The 16895-nt window shown below is 55.7% G+C and carries 17 protein-coding genes; 5 read left to right on the plus strand and 12 right to left on the minus strand.

What is annotated here, in order from left to right:
- Positions 1-9: 9 nt before the first annotated feature.
- The 3 genes from rcsF to proS all read left to right on the plus strand — a co-directional run bounded on the left by rcsF (position 10) and on the right by proS (position 2949).
- A complete protein-coding gene (gene rcsF, locus AC1VYI_RS20450) occupies positions 10-414 on the plus strand; it encodes an Rcs stress response system protein RcsF (protein WP_008501883.1) in 405 nt (134 codons plus the stop codon).
- Positions 411-1118, plus strand: coding sequence for a tRNA (N6-threonylcarbamoyladenosine(37)-N6)-methyltransferase TrmO (tsaA, locus tag AC1VYI_RS20455; protein ID WP_023310474.1), 708 nt, complete (start codon positions 411-413; stop codon positions 1116-1118). Before rcsF ends, tsaA begins: the two co-directional genes overlap by 4 nt.
- A gap of 112 nt (positions 1119-1230) precedes the next feature.
- Positions 1231-2949, plus strand: coding sequence for a proline--tRNA ligase (gene proS / locus AC1VYI_RS20460; protein WP_134866786.1), 1719 nt, complete (start codon positions 1231-1233; stop codon positions 2947-2949).
- Positions 2950-2996: 47 nt separating this feature from the next.
- Here the strand turns inward: proS and nlpE are convergent, their stop codons facing one another.
- Genes nlpE through AC1VYI_RS20475 form a run of 3 tightly spaced genes read right to left on the minus strand, consistent with a single transcriptional unit; the run spans position 2997 to position 4694 of the window.
- The gene (gene nlpE / locus AC1VYI_RS20465; RefSeq protein ID WP_032660574.1) at positions 2997-3695 is read right to left on the minus strand and encodes an envelope stress response activation lipoprotein NlpE; all 699 of its coding nucleotides are present in this window, start codon (positions 3693-3695) and stop codon (positions 2997-2999) included.
- A 34-nt stretch (positions 3696-3729) separates the two neighbouring features.
- Positions 3730-4152 carry an alternative ribosome rescue aminoacyl-tRNA hydrolase ArfB gene (gene arfB, locus AC1VYI_RS20470; RefSeq protein WP_134867398.1) on the minus strand — a complete coding sequence of 141 codons (423 nt, stop codon included), beginning with the start codon at positions 4150-4152 and terminating at the stop codon, positions 3730-3732.
- Positions 4149-4694 (minus strand): YaeQ family protein, encoded by a 546-nt coding sequence (locus AC1VYI_RS20475; RefSeq protein WP_023310470.1) that lies wholly within the window; start codon positions 4692-4694, stop codon positions 4149-4151. The genes arfB and AC1VYI_RS20475 overlap by 4 nt, the downstream gene beginning before the upstream one ends.
- Positions 4695-4890: 196 nt before the next feature.
- Between AC1VYI_RS20475 and AC1VYI_RS20480 the strand changes: the two genes are divergently transcribed.
- Both AC1VYI_RS20480 and rof read left to right on the plus strand, forming a co-directional pair.
- The gene (locus tag AC1VYI_RS20480; RefSeq protein ID WP_008501889.1) at positions 4891-5091 is read left to right on the plus strand and encodes a YaeP family protein; all 201 of its coding nucleotides are present in this window, start codon (positions 4891-4893) and stop codon (positions 5089-5091) included.
- On the plus strand, positions 5078-5338 hold the full coding sequence (gene rof, locus AC1VYI_RS20485; protein WP_008501890.1) for a Rho-binding antiterminator: 261 nt from the start codon (positions 5078-5080) through the stop codon (positions 5336-5338). The genes AC1VYI_RS20480 and rof overlap by 14 nt, the downstream gene beginning before the upstream one ends.
- Positions 5339-5366: 28 nt before the next feature.
- On the opposite strand, the gene tilS is transcribed toward rof, so the two are convergent.
- From tilS to fabZ, 9 genes are all read right to left on the minus strand, one after another.
- Positions 5367-6656, minus strand: coding sequence for a tRNA lysidine(34) synthetase TilS (tilS, locus tag AC1VYI_RS20490; protein ID WP_182931554.1), 1290 nt, complete (start codon positions 6654-6656; stop codon positions 5367-5369).
- Between the two features lie 58 nt (positions 6657-6714).
- Positions 6715-7104, minus strand: a complete 390-nt coding sequence (locus AC1VYI_RS20495; protein ID WP_023310468.1) for a VOC family protein — start codon at positions 7102-7104, stop codon at positions 6715-6717.
- Between the two features lie 65 nt (positions 7105-7169).
- Positions 7170-9302, minus strand: a complete 2133-nt coding sequence (locus AC1VYI_RS20500; RefSeq protein ID WP_134866787.1) for a lysine decarboxylase LdcC — start codon at positions 9300-9302, stop codon at positions 7170-7172.
- A 100-nt stretch (positions 9303-9402) separates the two neighbouring features.
- Positions 9403-10362, minus strand: a complete 960-nt coding sequence (accA, locus tag AC1VYI_RS20505; RefSeq protein WP_023310466.1) for an acetyl-CoA carboxylase carboxyl transferase subunit alpha — start codon at positions 10360-10362, stop codon at positions 9403-9405.
- Positions 10363-10374: 12 nt separating this feature from the next.
- The gene (gene dnaE, locus AC1VYI_RS20510; RefSeq protein WP_134866788.1) at positions 10375-13857 is read right to left on the minus strand and encodes a DNA polymerase III subunit alpha; all 3483 of its coding nucleotides are present in this window, start codon (positions 13855-13857) and stop codon (positions 10375-10377) included.
- A gap of 38 nt (positions 13858-13895) precedes the next feature.
- Complete coding sequence (gene rnhB / locus AC1VYI_RS20515; RefSeq protein WP_023310464.1) at positions 13896-14492, minus strand: ribonuclease HII; 597 nt, start codon at positions 14490-14492, stop codon at positions 13896-13898.
- The gene (gene lpxB / locus AC1VYI_RS20520; protein WP_023334578.1) at positions 14489-15637 is read right to left on the minus strand and encodes a lipid-A-disaccharide synthase; all 1149 of its coding nucleotides are present in this window, start codon (positions 15635-15637) and stop codon (positions 14489-14491) included. Before lpxB ends, rnhB begins: the two co-directional genes overlap by 4 nt.
- A complete protein-coding gene (gene lpxA / locus AC1VYI_RS20525; protein WP_023310462.1) occupies positions 15637-16425 on the minus strand; it encodes an acyl-ACP--UDP-N-acetylglucosamine O-acyltransferase in 789 nt (262 codons plus the stop codon). Before lpxA ends, lpxB begins: the two co-directional genes overlap by 1 nt.
- A gap of 3 nt (positions 16426-16428) precedes the next feature.
- Entirely contained in the window at positions 16429-16884 is a 456-nt protein-coding gene (gene fabZ, locus AC1VYI_RS20530; protein ID WP_010426706.1) for a 3-hydroxyacyl-ACP dehydratase FabZ, read from the minus strand.
- Positions 16885-16895 lie beyond the last annotated feature (11 nt).

Below are 16895 nucleotides of genomic sequence, written 5' to 3' on the forward strand. Positions count from 1 at the left end.
GGAAATATTATGCGTGCTTTACCGATCTGTCTTTTAGCACTCATGCTGAGCGGCTGTTCTATGCTAAGCAGATCTCCCGTTGAACCTGTTCAAAGCACGGCAACCCCGCCAAAGACCGAGCCTGCGAAACCGAAAGTGGTTCGCCCTGCGCCGGTTCGTATTATCACGAAAGCGGACGAACTCGTCGGTAAACCGTTCCGTGAACTGGGCGAAGTGAGCGGCGAATCCTGTCAGGCTACCAATCAGGACTCACCACCGAATATTCCGACAGCGCGTAAACGTATGCAGATTAATGCCGCAAAAATGAAAGCTAACGCGGTTCTGCTGCACAGCTGTGAAGTCACCAGCGGCACGCCGGGCTGCTATCGTCAGGCGGTTTGCATCGGTTCTGCGCTGAACATCACGGCGAAATGAGTGCATTTCAGTTCGAGCAGATAGGCGTTATCCACTCTCCTTATAAAGAGAAGTTCGCCGTCCCCCGCCAGCCCGGTCTGGTCACCAGCGGAAGCGGTGAGCTACACCTGATTGCGCCTTACAATCAGGCCGATGCGGTACGCGGGCTCGAGGCTTTCAGCCATTTATGGGTGGTGTTCGTGTTTCACCAGACGATGGAAGGCGGCTGGCGTCCTACCGTGCGTCCTCCTCGTCTTGGCGGAAATGCGAGAATGGGCGTGTTTGCGACTCGCTCGACCTTCCGCCCAAACCCGGTTGGAATGTCGCTGGTTGAACTGAAAGGCATACGCTGCCAGAAAGATCGGGTGATACTGGAGTTAGGTAGTCTGGACCTGGTAGACGGCACGCCGGTAATCGACATCAAACCCTATTTGCCCTTCGCCGAAGCGCTCCCGGACGCGCGTGCAAGCTATGCTCAGGACGCGCCGCAGGCGGACATGCCTGTTTATTTTACGCCAGAGATAACCGCGCAGCTCGGTCAGCTGGAGAAACGCTATCCTCGCTTACGGGATTTCATCACTGAAGTTCTGGCACAGGACCCGCGTCCGGCCTACCGTAAAGAAGAGGAAGAAGGAAAAACGTACGCCGTCTGGCTGCTTGATTTCAATGTTCGCTGGCGCGTCACCGGGGCAGGTTTTGAAGTGTTTGCCCTTGAACCCAGGTAATTTTGTTCTCCTCTCTTTTGGCATCTTTGCCACACTGGTAAACTAAACCACTTTTTTTGTGTCAGGCTGGTGTTTCAGCCTGTTCCAATCGTCGAAATGGAACCGTAACAACATGCGTACTAGCCAATATCTGCTCTCCACTCTGAAGGAGACGCCTGCCGACGCCGAAGTGATCAGCCATCAGCTGATGCTGCGCGCCGGGATGATCCGCAAGCTGGCCTCCGGGTTATACACCTGGCTGCCGACCGGCGTGCGCGTCCTGAAAAAAGTCGAAAACATCGTGCGTGAAGAGATGAACAACGCCGGTGCTATCGAGGTGTCCATGCCTGTGGTTCAGCCCGCTGACCTGTGGCAGGAGAGCGGCCGTTGGGAGCAATATGGTCCTGAACTGCTGCGCTTTGTCGATCGCGGCGAGCGTCCTTTCGTTCTCGGCCCAACGCATGAAGAAGTCATTACTGACCTGATTCGTAACGAGCTGAGCTCTTACAAACAGCTGCCGCTGAACTTCTTCCAGATCCAGACCAAGTTCCGTGACGAAGTTCGCCCACGTTTCGGCGTCATGCGCTCTCGCGAATTCCTGATGAAAGATGCTTACTCTTTCCATACCTCTCAGGAATCACTGCAAGAGACTTACGACGCAATGTACGCGGCGTACAGCAAGATCTTCTCCCGCATGGGTCTGGATTTCCGCGCTGTGCAGGCCGATACCGGCTCCATCGGCGGTAGCGCATCCCATGAGTTCCAGGTACTGGCGCAGAGCGGTGAAGACGATGTGATCTTCTCTGACTCTTCAGACTACGCGGCGAACATCGAATTTGCAGAAGCGCTGGCGCCAAAAGAACCGCGCGGCGCGGCAACGCAAGAGATGACGCTGGTTGATACGCCAAATGCGAAAACCATTGCCGAGCTGGTTGAACAGTTCAATCTGCCTGTCGAAAAAACCGTGAAAACCCTGCTGGTGAAATCCTCCGAAGGTAGCGCTTATCCGCTGGTTGCCCTGCTGGTGCGTGGCGATCATGAGCTGAACGAAGTGAAAGCCGAGAAGCTGCCGCAGGTAGCCAGCCCGCTGACCTTCGCAACGGAAGCGGAAATCCGCGCCGTGGTGAATGCGGGTCCAGGCTCACTGGGTCCAGTCAATCTGCCGGTGCCGGTTGTTATTGACCGCACGGTTGCTGCAATGAGCGACTTCTCTGCAGGTGCGAACATCGACGGTAAACACTACTTCGGCATCAACTGGGATCGCGACGTGGCGACGCCGGAAGTGGCTGACATCCGTAACGTGGTTGCAGGCGATCCAAGCCCGGACGGTCAGGGTACCCTGATGATTAAGCGCGGCATCGAAGTCGGTCACATCTTCCAGCTGGGCGATAAATACTCTCGGGCGCTGAACGCCGCTGTTCAGGGTGAAGATGGCCGTAACCAGATCCTGACCATGGGTTGCTACGGTATCGGGGTGACGCGCGTGGTGGCTGCGGCGATTGAGCAGAACTACGACGAACGCGGCATCGTCTGGCCGGACAATATCGCGCCGTTCCAGGTGGCCATTCTGCCAATGAACATGCACAAGTCTTACCGCGTGCAGGAGCTGGCCGAGAAGCTGTATGCCGAGCTGCGCGCTCAGGGTATCGAAGTGCTGATGGATGACCGAAAAGAGCGTCCAGGCGTGATGTTTGCCGATATGGAACTGATCGGTATCCCGCACACCGTCGTCATCGGCGACCGTAACCTCGACAGCGATGAGATTGAATACAAATACCGTCGCAGCGGCGAAAAACAGATGATCAAGACCGGCGACATTCTTGATTACCTGGTGAAAGCCATCAAAGGCTAAACAAAAAACCCCGCTCAGGCGGGGTTTTTTAATGGCTCAGCGTCAGCTCATTTACTGTTACAGTCTTTACCCGCAACAAACTTCGCGTCTTTATCTGCCACCAGCGTTTTCACCATCTCCCCGCTATCCGGGTTTGGCTCCAGCGTAAAGTGACCGTCAACCGTCAGCAATACCGGCTTGCTGTCATTGCCGCGTGCCACAGCGTAATCACGTTCAAGCTGCGCATTGTTTGCCACGCTGACCTTCCTGCCAGTTGCGCAGTCGGTAAAGATCGCCGCATCCGCCATATAGAAGTACATTCCCCGCATTGCCATCGGCGTGGCAGGCAGAGCCGCTTTTACCGGCGCAAGCGTGTAGTTGAACTGGGATTCAATCGGGTTGCCTTCGCGGTCAAGCATCTCCATCCCCTCACCTTTGGCGCGGAAAAAGGTTTTCTCACCGGTGGTGTCCGTCAGGACCAGCTTCTCGGCCGTACGCGCCCATGTTCCATAAGTTGCAAAAGAAGAAGGCTCTTTTGCGCCCTGATAGCGCTGGTTCATCACCCAGGTGCCGTCTTTTTGCAGGAACAGAGACGTTTCAATGCCTTCGCAGTCCGCACAAGGCAATACGCCGCGCCAGCTCTGCTGCATTGGTTTTAATTCTTCCGTTTGCGTGGGTTGTAAAACCTGCGTTTCGGAGCGGTTGTTACACCCAAAAAGCGCAAAAAGCGTACTCGCTGCCAGCGCTGACCATAATACTTTTTTCACAATGAATTCCTTATGAAAAGTGTGTTCCCTTTCGTCACTCTGTCGGGCGACGAACTTTACCGCGTAGTGCTTTCACTGTGGATTTTTGGGCCTTCGAGGACAACCGACGCTCTTTCGATGCGCGGGTTGGCCGCGTTGCCCGGCGGCTTTTTTGTACCGTCGTTAACTCTTTGATGACCGCCACCAGCCTGGCTATCGCCGCTTCCCGGTTGAGCTCCTGGCTGCGGTACTCCTGGGCTTTGATCACAATCACGCCATCGCTGGTGATCAGGTGATGGCTGGCGGCAAGCAGGCTTTCTTTATAATACTCTGGCAGGCTTGAGGCCCGAATGTCAAAACGCAAATGGATAGCCGTCGACGCCTTGTTGACGTGCTGCCCGCCAGCCCCCTGCGCACGGATGGCGGTGATCTCCAGCTCGATGTCAGGGATGCTGACGTTTCGGGACAAGACGATCATGACGCGGGTTGCCACGCCGTTAAATGAATTTCCAGATTATTCTGAGAATCAGAGAGCCAGATGGCGCCATCCTGAATCGTCGCCTGCAAAACCATGGTCCGGCTGGCAAATTCGCTCAGCTGCGCCAGCTGCTCATCGTCCAGATACCAGACCGTGAGATTTTTAAACTGTCCGCACTTGCTCTTGTTTTGCTGCCACCAGATCTCCGCAGCGCGCTGATTATACGCGAATAAGGCCACTTCAGCGGACTGGGTGCAGGCCTTCTTAATTCTGCGCTCGTCAGGCAGGCCGAGTTCGATCCACAAATCGATACCCAGATGATCGTTGCGCAGCCAGGCTTCAGGCTCGTCTTCTGCGCTTAACCCACGGGTAAACTGCAGACGCTCGTCGGCATACTTAATCCACGCCAACAGGCGCAGCATCATGCGCTCCTGGGTTTCGGAGGGGTGGCGTGCCAGCGTAAGCGACGCGTCGAGGAACTGGTTGCGATCCAGATCGGCCACATTGACCACTGCTTTATAAATTGTCGCTTTCAGCGCCATGAGAGAACTCCATTCAAATCAGGCGCACATTGTAGCGAAAACCGCGGCAAAAGGCTGTTACAGGGTGTTAAATACACCGCTATCAAGGCTCTGATATTGCTTAAATGAGTATGGTATAGTCACCTTGCTAAACCGAGTTTATCTTCGTAGGCTTAATGATATCTCACAGTAAGTCAGTGCGCTGGCGGGAGGGGATGTGAATAATTATTGTGAGTTAATTCGCAAACGGTATGCGGAAATCGCCAGCGGAGATCTGGGGTATGTCCCGGACGCGTTGGGCTGTGTATTGAAGGTGCTTAATGAAGTGGCCTCTGATGAGAGCCTTTCAGAGTCGGTCAGGGAAAAAGCAGCGTATGCTGCGGCGAATTTACTGGTGAGCGATTATGTCGATGAATGATACTTATCAACCCATCAATTGTGATGACTATGACAACCTCGAACTCGCCTGCCAGCATCATTTATTACTGACGCTGGAGCTAAAAGATGGCGAAGTGTTGAAGGCGAAAGCCAGCGATCTGGTTTCACGAAAGAATGTGGAATACCTGATAGTGGAAGACGCCGGTGCGACGCGTGAGCTGCGTCTGGACAAAATAGCCAGCTTCAGCCACCCGCAAATCGGCACCGTCGTGGTGAGCGAATCCTGATGACACTAACGGGCAGCCTGGCTGCCCGTTACGCTTTTTGCCACTCAAAACGGACACCCTCTTCTGACCACCCCTCTTCCGTGATGAAAACCCCTGCCGCAGCGATAAGCGTTTCACCGTAGAACAGTAGCGGCGTGGTGTCGCGCAGCCATGGCGGCACGTTACACTCCTGCCATATTTTCTTCAGCTTCCGTCCCCCGTTGCGCCCGACGATATGCAGCATGCCGCCAGCCTTAAAGCGCACGGTGACAGGTTCTCCGGGCTTCGGCAGCCGCACATGACCAGACGACAGAAGAGAAACGCGTCCTGCCTCACAGGGCAATATCAGGGGCGCGTCAGGAGAAAGCCAGTCGAGCACCACATCGGTCAGCGAGGGCATGGATTTTATCCACCAGAGCTCCCCCTTATAGCGTCTAACCTCAAAACCGTTCAGGTGGACGCACGGGGAAGCATCATCCCGCGCCAGAGCGACTTCTTCCCAGATACGGCTCAGCATTGTCCTCGACGGCATCGCGGCGCGATGAAAGGCCAGCCAGCGTCGTAGCAGCGCGGCGCGACGTACCGGACTCATCGCTTTCATCGGTGCGATCGCCAGCGCCCCGTCGGCAGAAATCAGCCCAGCCAGCTCGTCGCTCAACAGCTCATCCAGCAACAACTCCTGTTCGGCGCACAGCATGGCGCTTCTTGCCGTCGCGTCGGCGAAATGCGGCCAGCGCTCACCCAAAAGCGGGAGGACGCGCAGGCGCAGGAAGTTACGGTCATAGCCGTCATCCTGGTTACTCTCATCTTCGATCCAGTTCAGCTGATGTTCTCGCGCCCATGCTTCCAGTGAGGCACGCGTCTCGCCAAGCAGCGGACGCAGTAACGTTGTGCCGGCAAATTCAGAACGCGCCGGCATGGCAGAAAGTCCCGCCGGCCCGCTACCCCGCTTAAGCGCCAGCAGAAAGGTTTCACACTGATCGTCCAGATGCTGGGCCGTGACCAGCGCTTCTCCAGCACGTAATGCCCCGGCAAACGCGGCATAGCGGGCTTTCCGCGCCTGCGCCTCGATGCCCAGCCCTTCCTCCGCAAGCGTCACTCGCTCAACGATGAGCGGGATCGCCCAGGCCGCACATAAGGCTTCGCAGTGCGCCACCCACGCCTCTGCGTGAGGACTTAATCCGTGGTGAATATGCATCGCCCGAAGCTGGACGTCAGGTTCCCGATCGCGCCAAAGCTTTAGACGATGCAGCAACACGGTAGAATCCAGGCCACCGCTAAACCCCACCAGCAGCTGGCGGTACGGTGAAACGGCTTGTGCGATAGCGGGTAAGGTCATAGGAGATTACACATAAAAAATGCCCGAACTGAGCGGGCATTATCACACAGGACAACCATTACTGCTGATAAAGCTCCAGGGGCAGGCCGTCCGGGTCGTTGAAAAAGGTAAAACGCTTGTCGGTGAACGGATCGACGCGTATCGCTTCGCACGTCACGCCGTGCGCCTCCAGATGTTTTACCGCGCTATCCAGGTCATCGACGCTGAAGGCAAGATGACGCAGTCCACAGGCTTCCGGGCGGGACGGACGCGCAGGCGGAAAAGGAAAAGAGAACAGCTCAATCACATATTGCCCGTTTAACGCCAGGTCGCCCTTCCAGGAGTCACGCTCCTCGCGGTAGGCCTCGCTTATGAGCGTAAAGCCCAGAATGTCGCAGTAGAAGGCCTTACTTTTCGCGTAGTCGGTCGCAATGATCGCAATATGATGAACCTGTTTTAAACCCAGCATAGCTTCTCCTTTTTATGATGCCTGAACGTTACAACCGAAAACCCGCACCTGGCAAGCGGTCACCCTTATTTTAGGACTCGCACCCAGTAAACGCCGTTCTCGTCGCGCTTCGCACCGTGGATATCCGTCTCAAAACCGGGATAGTGCCGCCCAACCGAACAGAGCATCAGCAGGAAATCGAGCACGGCCCGACTCTCTTCGGTAATCATCTCTCCCGGCATCAGGAGCGGAACGCCCGGCGGGTATGGCAGGATCATGTTAGCCGATACGCGCCCGACCAGGTTTTCCAGCTCGACGGTTTCGACCTCCCCTTTCACCTGGCGCTGCCATGCTTTGTGCGGGGTAAACTTCATCTCCGGTAAGACATCGAACGCCTGAAGCATCAGACGCGGCAGATCGTGCTGACGGATCAGCCTGTGGATCCCCTGGGCCAGATCCTGAATGCGCATATTTCGATAGAAGTCAGGATCCTCCGCGTAGAGATCCGGCAGCATGTTTTTCACCCGCAGGTTGAGATCGTAGGCGCGCTTAAACTCCATCAGGCCGCGCAGCAACCCCATCGCCCGGGTTTTATCGATACCAATACTGAACAGGAACAGCAGGTTATAGGGGCCGGTTTTCTCCACCACTACGCCACGTTCATCAAGGAATTTCGCGACCAGCGCGGCCGGAATACCTTCATCACTCATCTTGCCCTGCTCATCCATACCCGGCGTCAGGATCGTCACTTTTACCGGGTCGAGGAACATATGGTCGCTATCGGCATCCCGGAAGCCATGCCAGTCTTCTCCGGGCGAGACGGGCCAGCATTCTGCTTCATCAATCTCTTCCGGCTGCCAGATATCAAAGAACCAGCCGTCGGCTTCATCTTTCAGACGCTGAACCTCTTTGCGGAAATGCAGCGCGCGTTCTACCGAACGGTTGATGAGTCGTTTGCCCGGATTGCCGCGCAGCATCGCCGCGGCCGTTTCTATGGAGGCTACCAGCGGATAGCTCGGTGAGGTGGTGGTATGCATCATAAAGGCTTCGTTGAACGTGTCTTCGTCGTACTCGCCTTTGATGTGAATAAGCGAAGCCTGGGAAAACGCCGCGAGCATTTTATGGGTCGACTGCGTTTCGAAGAACACTTTACCCGGCACGCGTTCACCGCTCATGCCGCTTTTGCCGGCGTAAATAGGATGGAAATTAGTATATGGCACCCATGCGGAATCGAAGTGGATCGACGGCACGTCCAGCGTCTGTTTGATCCAGTTCGTGTTGTACAGCAGACCGTCGTAGGTGGAGTTGGTGATCACCGCATGCACAGGCCAGCTTGCGCCAGGAATTGCCGCAACCTTACGTTCAATGGCGTCATGGGTGAACTCCCGGCGCGGAATACCGCCAAGAATACCGAGCGCGTTACGCGTGGGCGACAGCCAGAGCGGTACGACGTCGCTCATCATCAGCAGATGTGCCAGCGATTTATGGCAGTTACGGTCAATCAGCAAGGTGCTGCCAGCAGGCGCAGCGTACATCCCGACGATTTTGTTCGAGGTCGAAGTGCCGTTGGTCACCATATAGCTCTGCTCGGCGCCAAAGGTGCGGGCGATATACTCTTCGGCTTCCAGATGCGGGCCGGTGTGATCCAGCAGAGAGCCTAGTTCGGTGACTGAAATCGACACGTCCGCTTTCAGCGTGTTGCCACCGAAGAAATCATAGAACAGGCAGCCCACCGGGCTTTTTTGATAGGCCGTTCCCGCCATATGACCTGGCGTACAGAAGGTATATTTGCCCTCCTTCACGTAGGTGAAGAGCGCGCGAGTAAACGGCGGAGTGATGTTATCGAGATATTCATTCGTGTATTGCTCAATTCGGGTCGCAATGTCTTCCGCCACGCCGAGTGAATATTCAAAGAACCACAGCGCCATACGCATATCATTGGCGCTGACGTCCATGGTTGAGTGAGTATTAATAAACGCGTACAGCGGAAGGTATTCGTTCAGCCTGTTGATATCGCTGCACAGTTCAAGATCATATTCGTCCCAGTCGAAGATCACGCCGCAGATACGCGGGTTATGCTCGATGAACTTCAGCAGATCGGCGCTGTTGTGCGGCCAGATTAGCTGATACCCGCGCGACTGCAGGGCTTGCTCCAGCTCCTTAATCGGCTCATCTTTATAAAAGACGCCGTGTGGCCCCATAACGGCAATGATATTCATGGGCTTCCTCCTTAAAAAACATTAGCTAAGCATAGTCCGGCTAAACCGCAGGTATAAAAAAAGCCGCAACAGTGTGCGGCTTTTCAGATAATTGTGAAGCTTACGCGTAACCGTAGGTCATCAGACGCTGGTAACGGCGGTTGAGCAGATCGTCTTTGCTCAGCACGTCCAGGTCTGCCAGGTCAGCCAGCAGCTGCGCTTTCAGGGACGCTGCCATCACTTCCGGCTTACGATGTGCACCACCCAGTGGTTCCGGGATGATGGAGTCGATCAGCTTAAGCTCTTTCAGGCGTGGCGCAATGATGCCCATTGCTTCCGCAGCCAGCGGCGCTTTGTCGGCGCTTTTCCACAGAATGGATGCGCAGCCTTCCGGGGAAATAACGGAATAGGTGCTGTACTGCAGCATATTCACTTTATCGCCCACGCCAATAGCCAGCGCACCGCCGGAACCACCCTCACCGATAACGGTACAGATGACCGGCACCTTCAGACGAGACATCTCGCGCAGGTTGCGCGCGATAGCTTCAGACTGACCGCGCTCTTCCGCGCCCACGCCAGGGTATGCACCCGGGGTGTCGATGAAGGTGATGATTGGCATGTTGAAACGCTCAGCCATCTCCATCAGACGCAGGGCTTTACGGTAGCCTTCTGGTGCTGGCATACCGAAGTTACGACGGATTTTCTCTTTGGTTTCACGACCTTTCTGATGACCAATGATCATCACCGGGCGTCCGTCCAGACGCGCGATACCGCCAACGATAGCTTTATCGTCAGCGTATGCGCGATCGCCTGCCAGTTCGTCAAATTCGTCAAACGCCAGGCGGACATAATCCAGGGTGTACGGACGCTGTGGATGGCGGGCCAGCTGGGCCACCTGCCATGCGCCGAGATCGGCAAAGATTTTGCGCGTCAGCTCTACGCTTTTCTCGCGCAGACGATGCACTTCTTCGTCGATGTTAATATCCAGTTTTTCATCCTGACGGCTTACCGCTGTCAGAGAATCGATTTTCGCTTCCAGCTCAGCAATCGGCTGTTCGAAATCAAGGAAATTCAGACTCATAGTATTCCTGTATTAGTCAAACTCCAGTTCCACCTGCTCCGAACCAATGAGGCCACGGAGATCGTTCAGTAAACGATCGCTCGGAGAGACACGCCACGTTGCACCAAAGCGCAACCGCGCACGTGCATCCGCCCTCTGATAGTAGAGATGTACTGGAATTGTCCCCGAGCGGTGGGGTTCCAGAGACTGACGGAGTCGGTTTAAAAGCTGGTCATCAATTTGCCTGTCCGTCAGCGAGATAGCAAGCCCGCGAGCATATTTTTCCCGGGCTTCGTCAATGTCCATCACTTCGCGGGCGGTCATTTTAAGCCCCCCACTGAAGTCATCAAAGCTGACCTGTCCGCTGACGATAAGTATGCGGTCTTTTTCCAGCAATTGCTGGTATTTATCCAGCGCGTCGGTGAACAACATCACCTCCAGACGCCCGGAACGGTCATCCAGCGTACAGATGCCGATACGATTGCCGCGCTTGGTGACCATAACCCTTGCGGCAATCACGAGCCCCGCAGCCGTGGTGATTTTACCACGTTCTGTCGGATGCATGTCTTTAAGCCTGTGGCCGCCGACATAGCGCTCAATTTCTTTGATGTACTGGTTTATCGGGTGCCCCGTCAGGTACAAGCCTAACGTCTCACGCTCCCCATCCAGTACGACCTGTTCTGGCCACGGCTGGCAGTTGGAATAAGATTGCTCAATCTGCTCTGGCTCTTCCGCCAGCACCCCGAACATATCCGCCTGACCAATGGCTTCCGCTTTTGCATGCTGATCCGCCGCTTTCAGCGCGTCGCCGAGGGAATTCATCAGCGCGGCGCGATGCGGCCCGAGTCTGTCAAACGCGCCGGACATGATCAGTTTTTCCAGCACGCGACGGTTCAGTTTTTTGGTGTCGGTACGAGCGCAGAGATCGAACAGCTCGCGGAAATACCCGCCGTTGTTACGCGCTTCGATGATCGCCTCGATCGGACCTTCGCCCACGCCTTTGATCGCGCCGATCCCGTAAACGATCTCTCCGTCGTCGTTGACGTGGAAGTGGTAGAGCCCTGAGTTAATATCCGGCGGCAGGATCTTCAGCCCCATGCGCCAGCACTCGTCCACCAGGCCAACCACCTTCTCGGTGTTGTCCATATCGGCCGTCATTACCGCCGCCATAAATTCAGCAGGATAGTGCGCTTTCAGCCACAGCGTTTGATACGACACCAAAGCATAGGCGGCGGAGTGGGATTTGTTAAACCCGTACCCGGCGAATTTCTCCACCAGGTCGAAGATTTTCATCGCCAGCTCGCCGTCAACGCCGTTTTTCTTCGCCCCGTCTTCAAAGATGGAACGCTGCTTAGCCATCTCTTCCGGCTTTTTCTTACCCATCGCACGACGCAGCATGTCCGCGCCGCCGAGCGTATAGCCGGAAAGCACCTGAGCAATCTGCATGACCTGTTCCTGATACAGGATAATGCCGTAGGTGGGCTCCAGTACCGGCTTCAGGCTTTCATGCTGCCACTGAACGTCCGGGTAAGAAATCTCTTCGCGACCGTGCTTACGGTCAATAAAGTTATCTACCATCCCTGACTGCAGCGGGCCCGGACGGAACAGGGCGACCAGTGCGATCATATCTTCGAAGCAGTCGGGCTGCAGACGTTTAATCAGGTCTTTCATGCCGCGGGATTCAAGCTGGAAGACGGCGGTGGTCTCCGAGCGCTGCAGCATATCGAAACTTTTCTTGTCATCCAGCGGGATGGCCGCGATATCCAGCGGCGGTTCGCCGTTCTTCTCGCGGCGGGCGTTAATCATCTCCAGCGCCCAGTTGATGATGGTCAACGTACGCAGGCCCAGGAAGTCGAACTTCACCAGCCCGGCGTATTCTACGTCGTTCTTGTCAAACTGGGTTACCGGGTGTTGGCCCGCTTCGTCACAGTAAAGCGGTGCAAAATCCGTAATTTTAGTTGGGGCGATAACCACGCCCCCCGCATGCTTACCGGCGTTACGCGTGACGCCTTCCAGCTTGCGCGCCATGTCGATCAGCGCTTTGACCTCTTCGTCAGCTTCGTAGATTTCCGGCAGCTGAGGTTCGGCTTCAAACGCTTTTGCCAGCGTCATGCCCGGATCGGGCGGCACCAGCTTAGAAATACGATCGACAAACCCGTACGGGTGGCCCAGCACGCGTCCCACGTCGCGGATAACCGCTTTCGCCGCCATCGTACCGAAGGTAATAATCTGCGATACCGCATCACGGCCGTACATATCGGCCACGTGCTCAATGACCTGATCGCGTTTCTCCATGCAGAAGTCGACGTCGAAGTCGGGCATAGAGACACGTTCCGGGTTAAGGAAACGTTCGAACAGCAGGTCGAATTCCAGCGGATCGAGGTCGGTAATTTTCAGCGCGTACGCCACCAGCGAGCCCGCACCGGAGCCACGGCCCGGTCCAACCGGCACGCCGTTATCCTTCGACCACTGGATGAACTCCATAACGATCAGGAAGTAGCCCGGGAAGCCCATCTGGTTGATTACCTGGAGTTCAATGTCCAGGCGTTCGTCATACTCAGGGCGACGCTTTTTACGCTCTTCTTCATCCGGGAACAGGAATTCCAGACGCTCTTCCAGGCCTTCTTTTGATTTCGCGACCAGGAAATCTTCCGTGGTCATTTCACCCGTCGGGAACTGCGGCAGGAAGTATTCGCCGAGGCGAACGGTGACGTTGCAGCGCTTGGCAATCTCTACGCTGTTTTCCAGCGCTTCGGGGATATCGGAGAAGAGCTCACACATCTCCTCCTCGCTGCGCATGTACTGTTGCGCGGAGTAATTACGCGGCCGCTTCGGATCGTCGAGCGTGAAGCCATCGTGGATCGCCACGCGAATCTCATGCGCGTCGAAATCACCAGCCTCAAGGAACCGCACGTCGTTGGTGGCCACCACGGGCAAACCGCGCTCCTCTGCGAGCGCCACCGCGGCATGAAGATAGCTCTCTTCATCCTGACGGCCGGTACGGATCAACTCCAGGTAATAACGATTCGGGAAATATTCTTCATAGAACGAGACGCATTGATCCACCAGCGCGCTATTGCCGCGCAGCAGACATTTGCCGACGTCACCCATACGGCCACCCGAGATCAGCAGCAGCCCTTCGTTCAGTTCAGCCAGCCAGTCACGGTCGATCCACGGCCCCAGCGCGCCATAGCCGCGCTGATAGGCTTTTGAGATCAGCAGCGTAAGGTTTTGATAGCCCGTGTTGTTCATCGCCAGCACGGAGATTTGCGTCATTTCATCGCCGATGAGATCGCTTTGCACGTGAAAATCTGCGCCGACGATGGGCTTCATCCCCGCGCCGTGCGCCGTTCCGTAGAACTTCACCAGGCCACACAGGTTGGTAAAATCGGTGATCGCCAGCGCGGGCATGCCAAGGGAGGCCGCCTTTTTTACCAGCGGCCCGGTCTTCGCCAGCCCATCGATCATGGAGTAGTCGCTATGCACCCGCAGGTGTACGAAACGTGGTTCAGCCATCTTCAGATTCCGCGTTACTTAATTGCTTGCGTATTGATTCAGGACACCCGTCCCAGCGCGCGTTTCACCGGGCCGAAACTGCGCCGGTGGTGTTCGGTTGCGCCATGTTCAGCCAGCCTTTCCAGATGGAAAGGTGTGGGATACCCCTTATGCTGGGCGAAACCATACTGAGGGTAAGTGAGGTCCAGCGCGGCCATTTCGGCGTCACGCGTCACTTTGGCAATAATAGAAGCTGCGCTAATTTCTGCGACCCGGCTATCGCCTTTAACGACCGCCATTGATGGCATGGGCAATGCCGGACAGCGGTTGCCGTCAATCAGAACATATTCCGGGGAAATTTTCAGACCTGCAACCGCACGCTGCATCGCCAGCATCGTGGCATGCAAAATATTCAGCTCGTCTATTTCATGCGGTTCAGCGCGGCCCAGGCTCCAGGCCAGCGCCTTCTCCTGAATCTCACTAAACAGCGCCAGACGGCGCTTTTCTGACAATTTTTTAGAGTCGTTCAGCCCGATAATCGGGCGATCCGGATCGAGGATCACCGCGGCGGTCACCACTGCCCCGACCAACGGGCCGCGACCCACTTCGTCCACGCCCGCCACAAGGCGAGTGTGAGGATAAACAAATTCCATCATTTTGCTAGCTCCAGCACCGCATCAGCCGCTTGCTCATCAGCATTACAGCGGATTAGTTGATGAAGTTCGCGGAAGGTATCGTGCATCTGGTGGCTGGTCTTGCCGTTGGCGAGCAGCGGCAGCAGCGCATCGGCAAGCGCCTGCGGCTGGCACTCATCCTGCAGCAGCTCTTTCACCAGCTCGCGCCCGGCAAGCAGGTTTGGCAGGGAGACATAATCCGTTTTAACCAGACGCTTTGCCAGCCAGAAGGTGAACGGCTTCATGCGATAGCCGACCACCATAGGGCATTTCGCCAGCATACATTCCAGCGCCGCCGTACCGGAGGCCAGCAGCGCGGCATCGCTCGCATACATCGCTTCCCGCCCTTTCCCGTCCAGAAGACGGACGTGAAGATCCGGGGCGACTTCCGCTTTGATGCGCTCAAACTGCTCGCGGCGCTTGGCATTTACCAGCGGAACAACCACTTCAAGATCCGGATAGGTCTGGCGAAGAATTTGCGCTGTTTTGAGGAAATCGGCGCTCAGCATCTCAACTTCTGCACCACGGCTGCCTGGCAGCAGTGCCAGACAGTGCACATCATGCGGGATGCCCAGCGCGTCGCGCGCCGCGTTTTTATCCGGATCCAATGGCATCGCATCCGCCATGGTATGACCGATAAAACGGCACGGAACATTAAATCTGTCGTAAAACGCTTTTTCGAAAGGCAGGAAAGCCAGCACCAGATTGGTGGACCGTCCGATTTTGAAAACGCGTTTCTGTCGCCACGCCCAGACGGACGGACTGACGTAGTGAATCGTTTTGATACCCTGCTTTTTCAGATTCCCTTCGAGGGTAATGTTGAAATCAGGCGCATCGATACCGACAAACACATCGGGTTTGAGTTCGGTAAAACGACGGGTGAGATCGGCGCGGATGTGCAGCAAACGGCGTAGCCGTCCCAGCACCTCAACGATGCCCATCACGGCGAGCTCTTCCATTTCATACCAGGCTTCACAGCCTTCGGCCTGCATCAGCGGGCCAGCAACGCCGACAAAGCGAGCATTGGGTACACGCGCCTTAAGCGCGCGGATGAGACCGGCACCAAGAATATCGCCGGAGGTTTCTCCGGCGACCAGGGCTATCGTAAGCGGACGACTGTCGACCATTAACGAATCAGACCCCTTGTTGAACGGTCAAAGAATTCCATGAACGCGTTCACTTCCGGGTGCTTATTCGCCAGCTCGGCAATTTCCGGCTTCGCCTCTTCCAGCGTTTTACCGCTACGGTACAGCAGTTTGTACGCGTTGCGGATGGCAGTAATCGCTTCGCGACTAAAACCACGACGCTTGAGGCCTTCGATGTTCACGCCAAACGGCGTGGCATGGTTGCCCTGCGCAATCACATACGGTGGAACGTCCTGCGCCACACCGGAGCATCCGCCTACCATCACGTGCGCACCAATGATGCAGAACTGATGGACTGCGGTCATGCCGCCAATAATTGCGAAGTCATCAACCGATACGTGTCCTGCCAGCGTTGCGTTGTTGGCAAGAATACAGCGGTCACCCACGGTACAGTCGTGCGCGATATGCGCATTAACCATAAACAGGTTATCGCTGCCCACCTTCGTCAACCCACCACCCTGTACTGTTCCACGATGAATAGTGACGCTTTCGCGAATACGGTTACGATCGCCAATTTCCAGACGGGTCGACTCACCAGCATATTTCAGATCCTGGTTAACTTCGCCGATGGAAGCGAACTGATAGATCTCGTTATTGCAGCCAATGGTCGTGTGACCATTCACGACAACGTGAGATTTCAGTACTGTACCCTCACCAATTTCGACATGGGGTCCAACAATACAAAACGGGCCAATGTGGACGTTAGCGCCAATGATGGCACCGGTTTCCACAATAGCGGTAGGATGAATAAAGGCGGATTTATCAATCACGTATCAGGACTCCCGGCTACGAGCACACATCATCGTCGCTTCGCAAACAACTTTGCCGTCAACCAGCGCTACGCCTTTGAAGCGAGTCAGGCCACGACGCGTTTTTTCAAAAGTGACTTCCATGATCATCTGATCACCAGGCACGACAGGGCGCTTAAAGCGCGCTTCATCAATACCCGCGAAGTAATACAGCTCACCTGGCTCCAGTTTGCCGACGCTTTTAAACGCCAGAATACCGGTAGCCTGAGCCATCGCTTCCAGAATCAACACACCCGGGAAGATAGGCTTACCAGGGAAGTGCCCCTGGAAGAACGGCTCGTTCACGGAAACATTTTTCACTGCGCGCAGAAAACGACCTTCTTCAAAATCCAGCACACGGTCTACCAGCAGAAACGGGTAGCGGTGCGGCAGAAGTTCTAAAATCTCTTCAATATGCAGAGTATGAGTGTCAGTAGTCAAAATACTCTTCC

This window comes from Enterobacter sp. QK-SA4 (assembly GCF_056856775.1).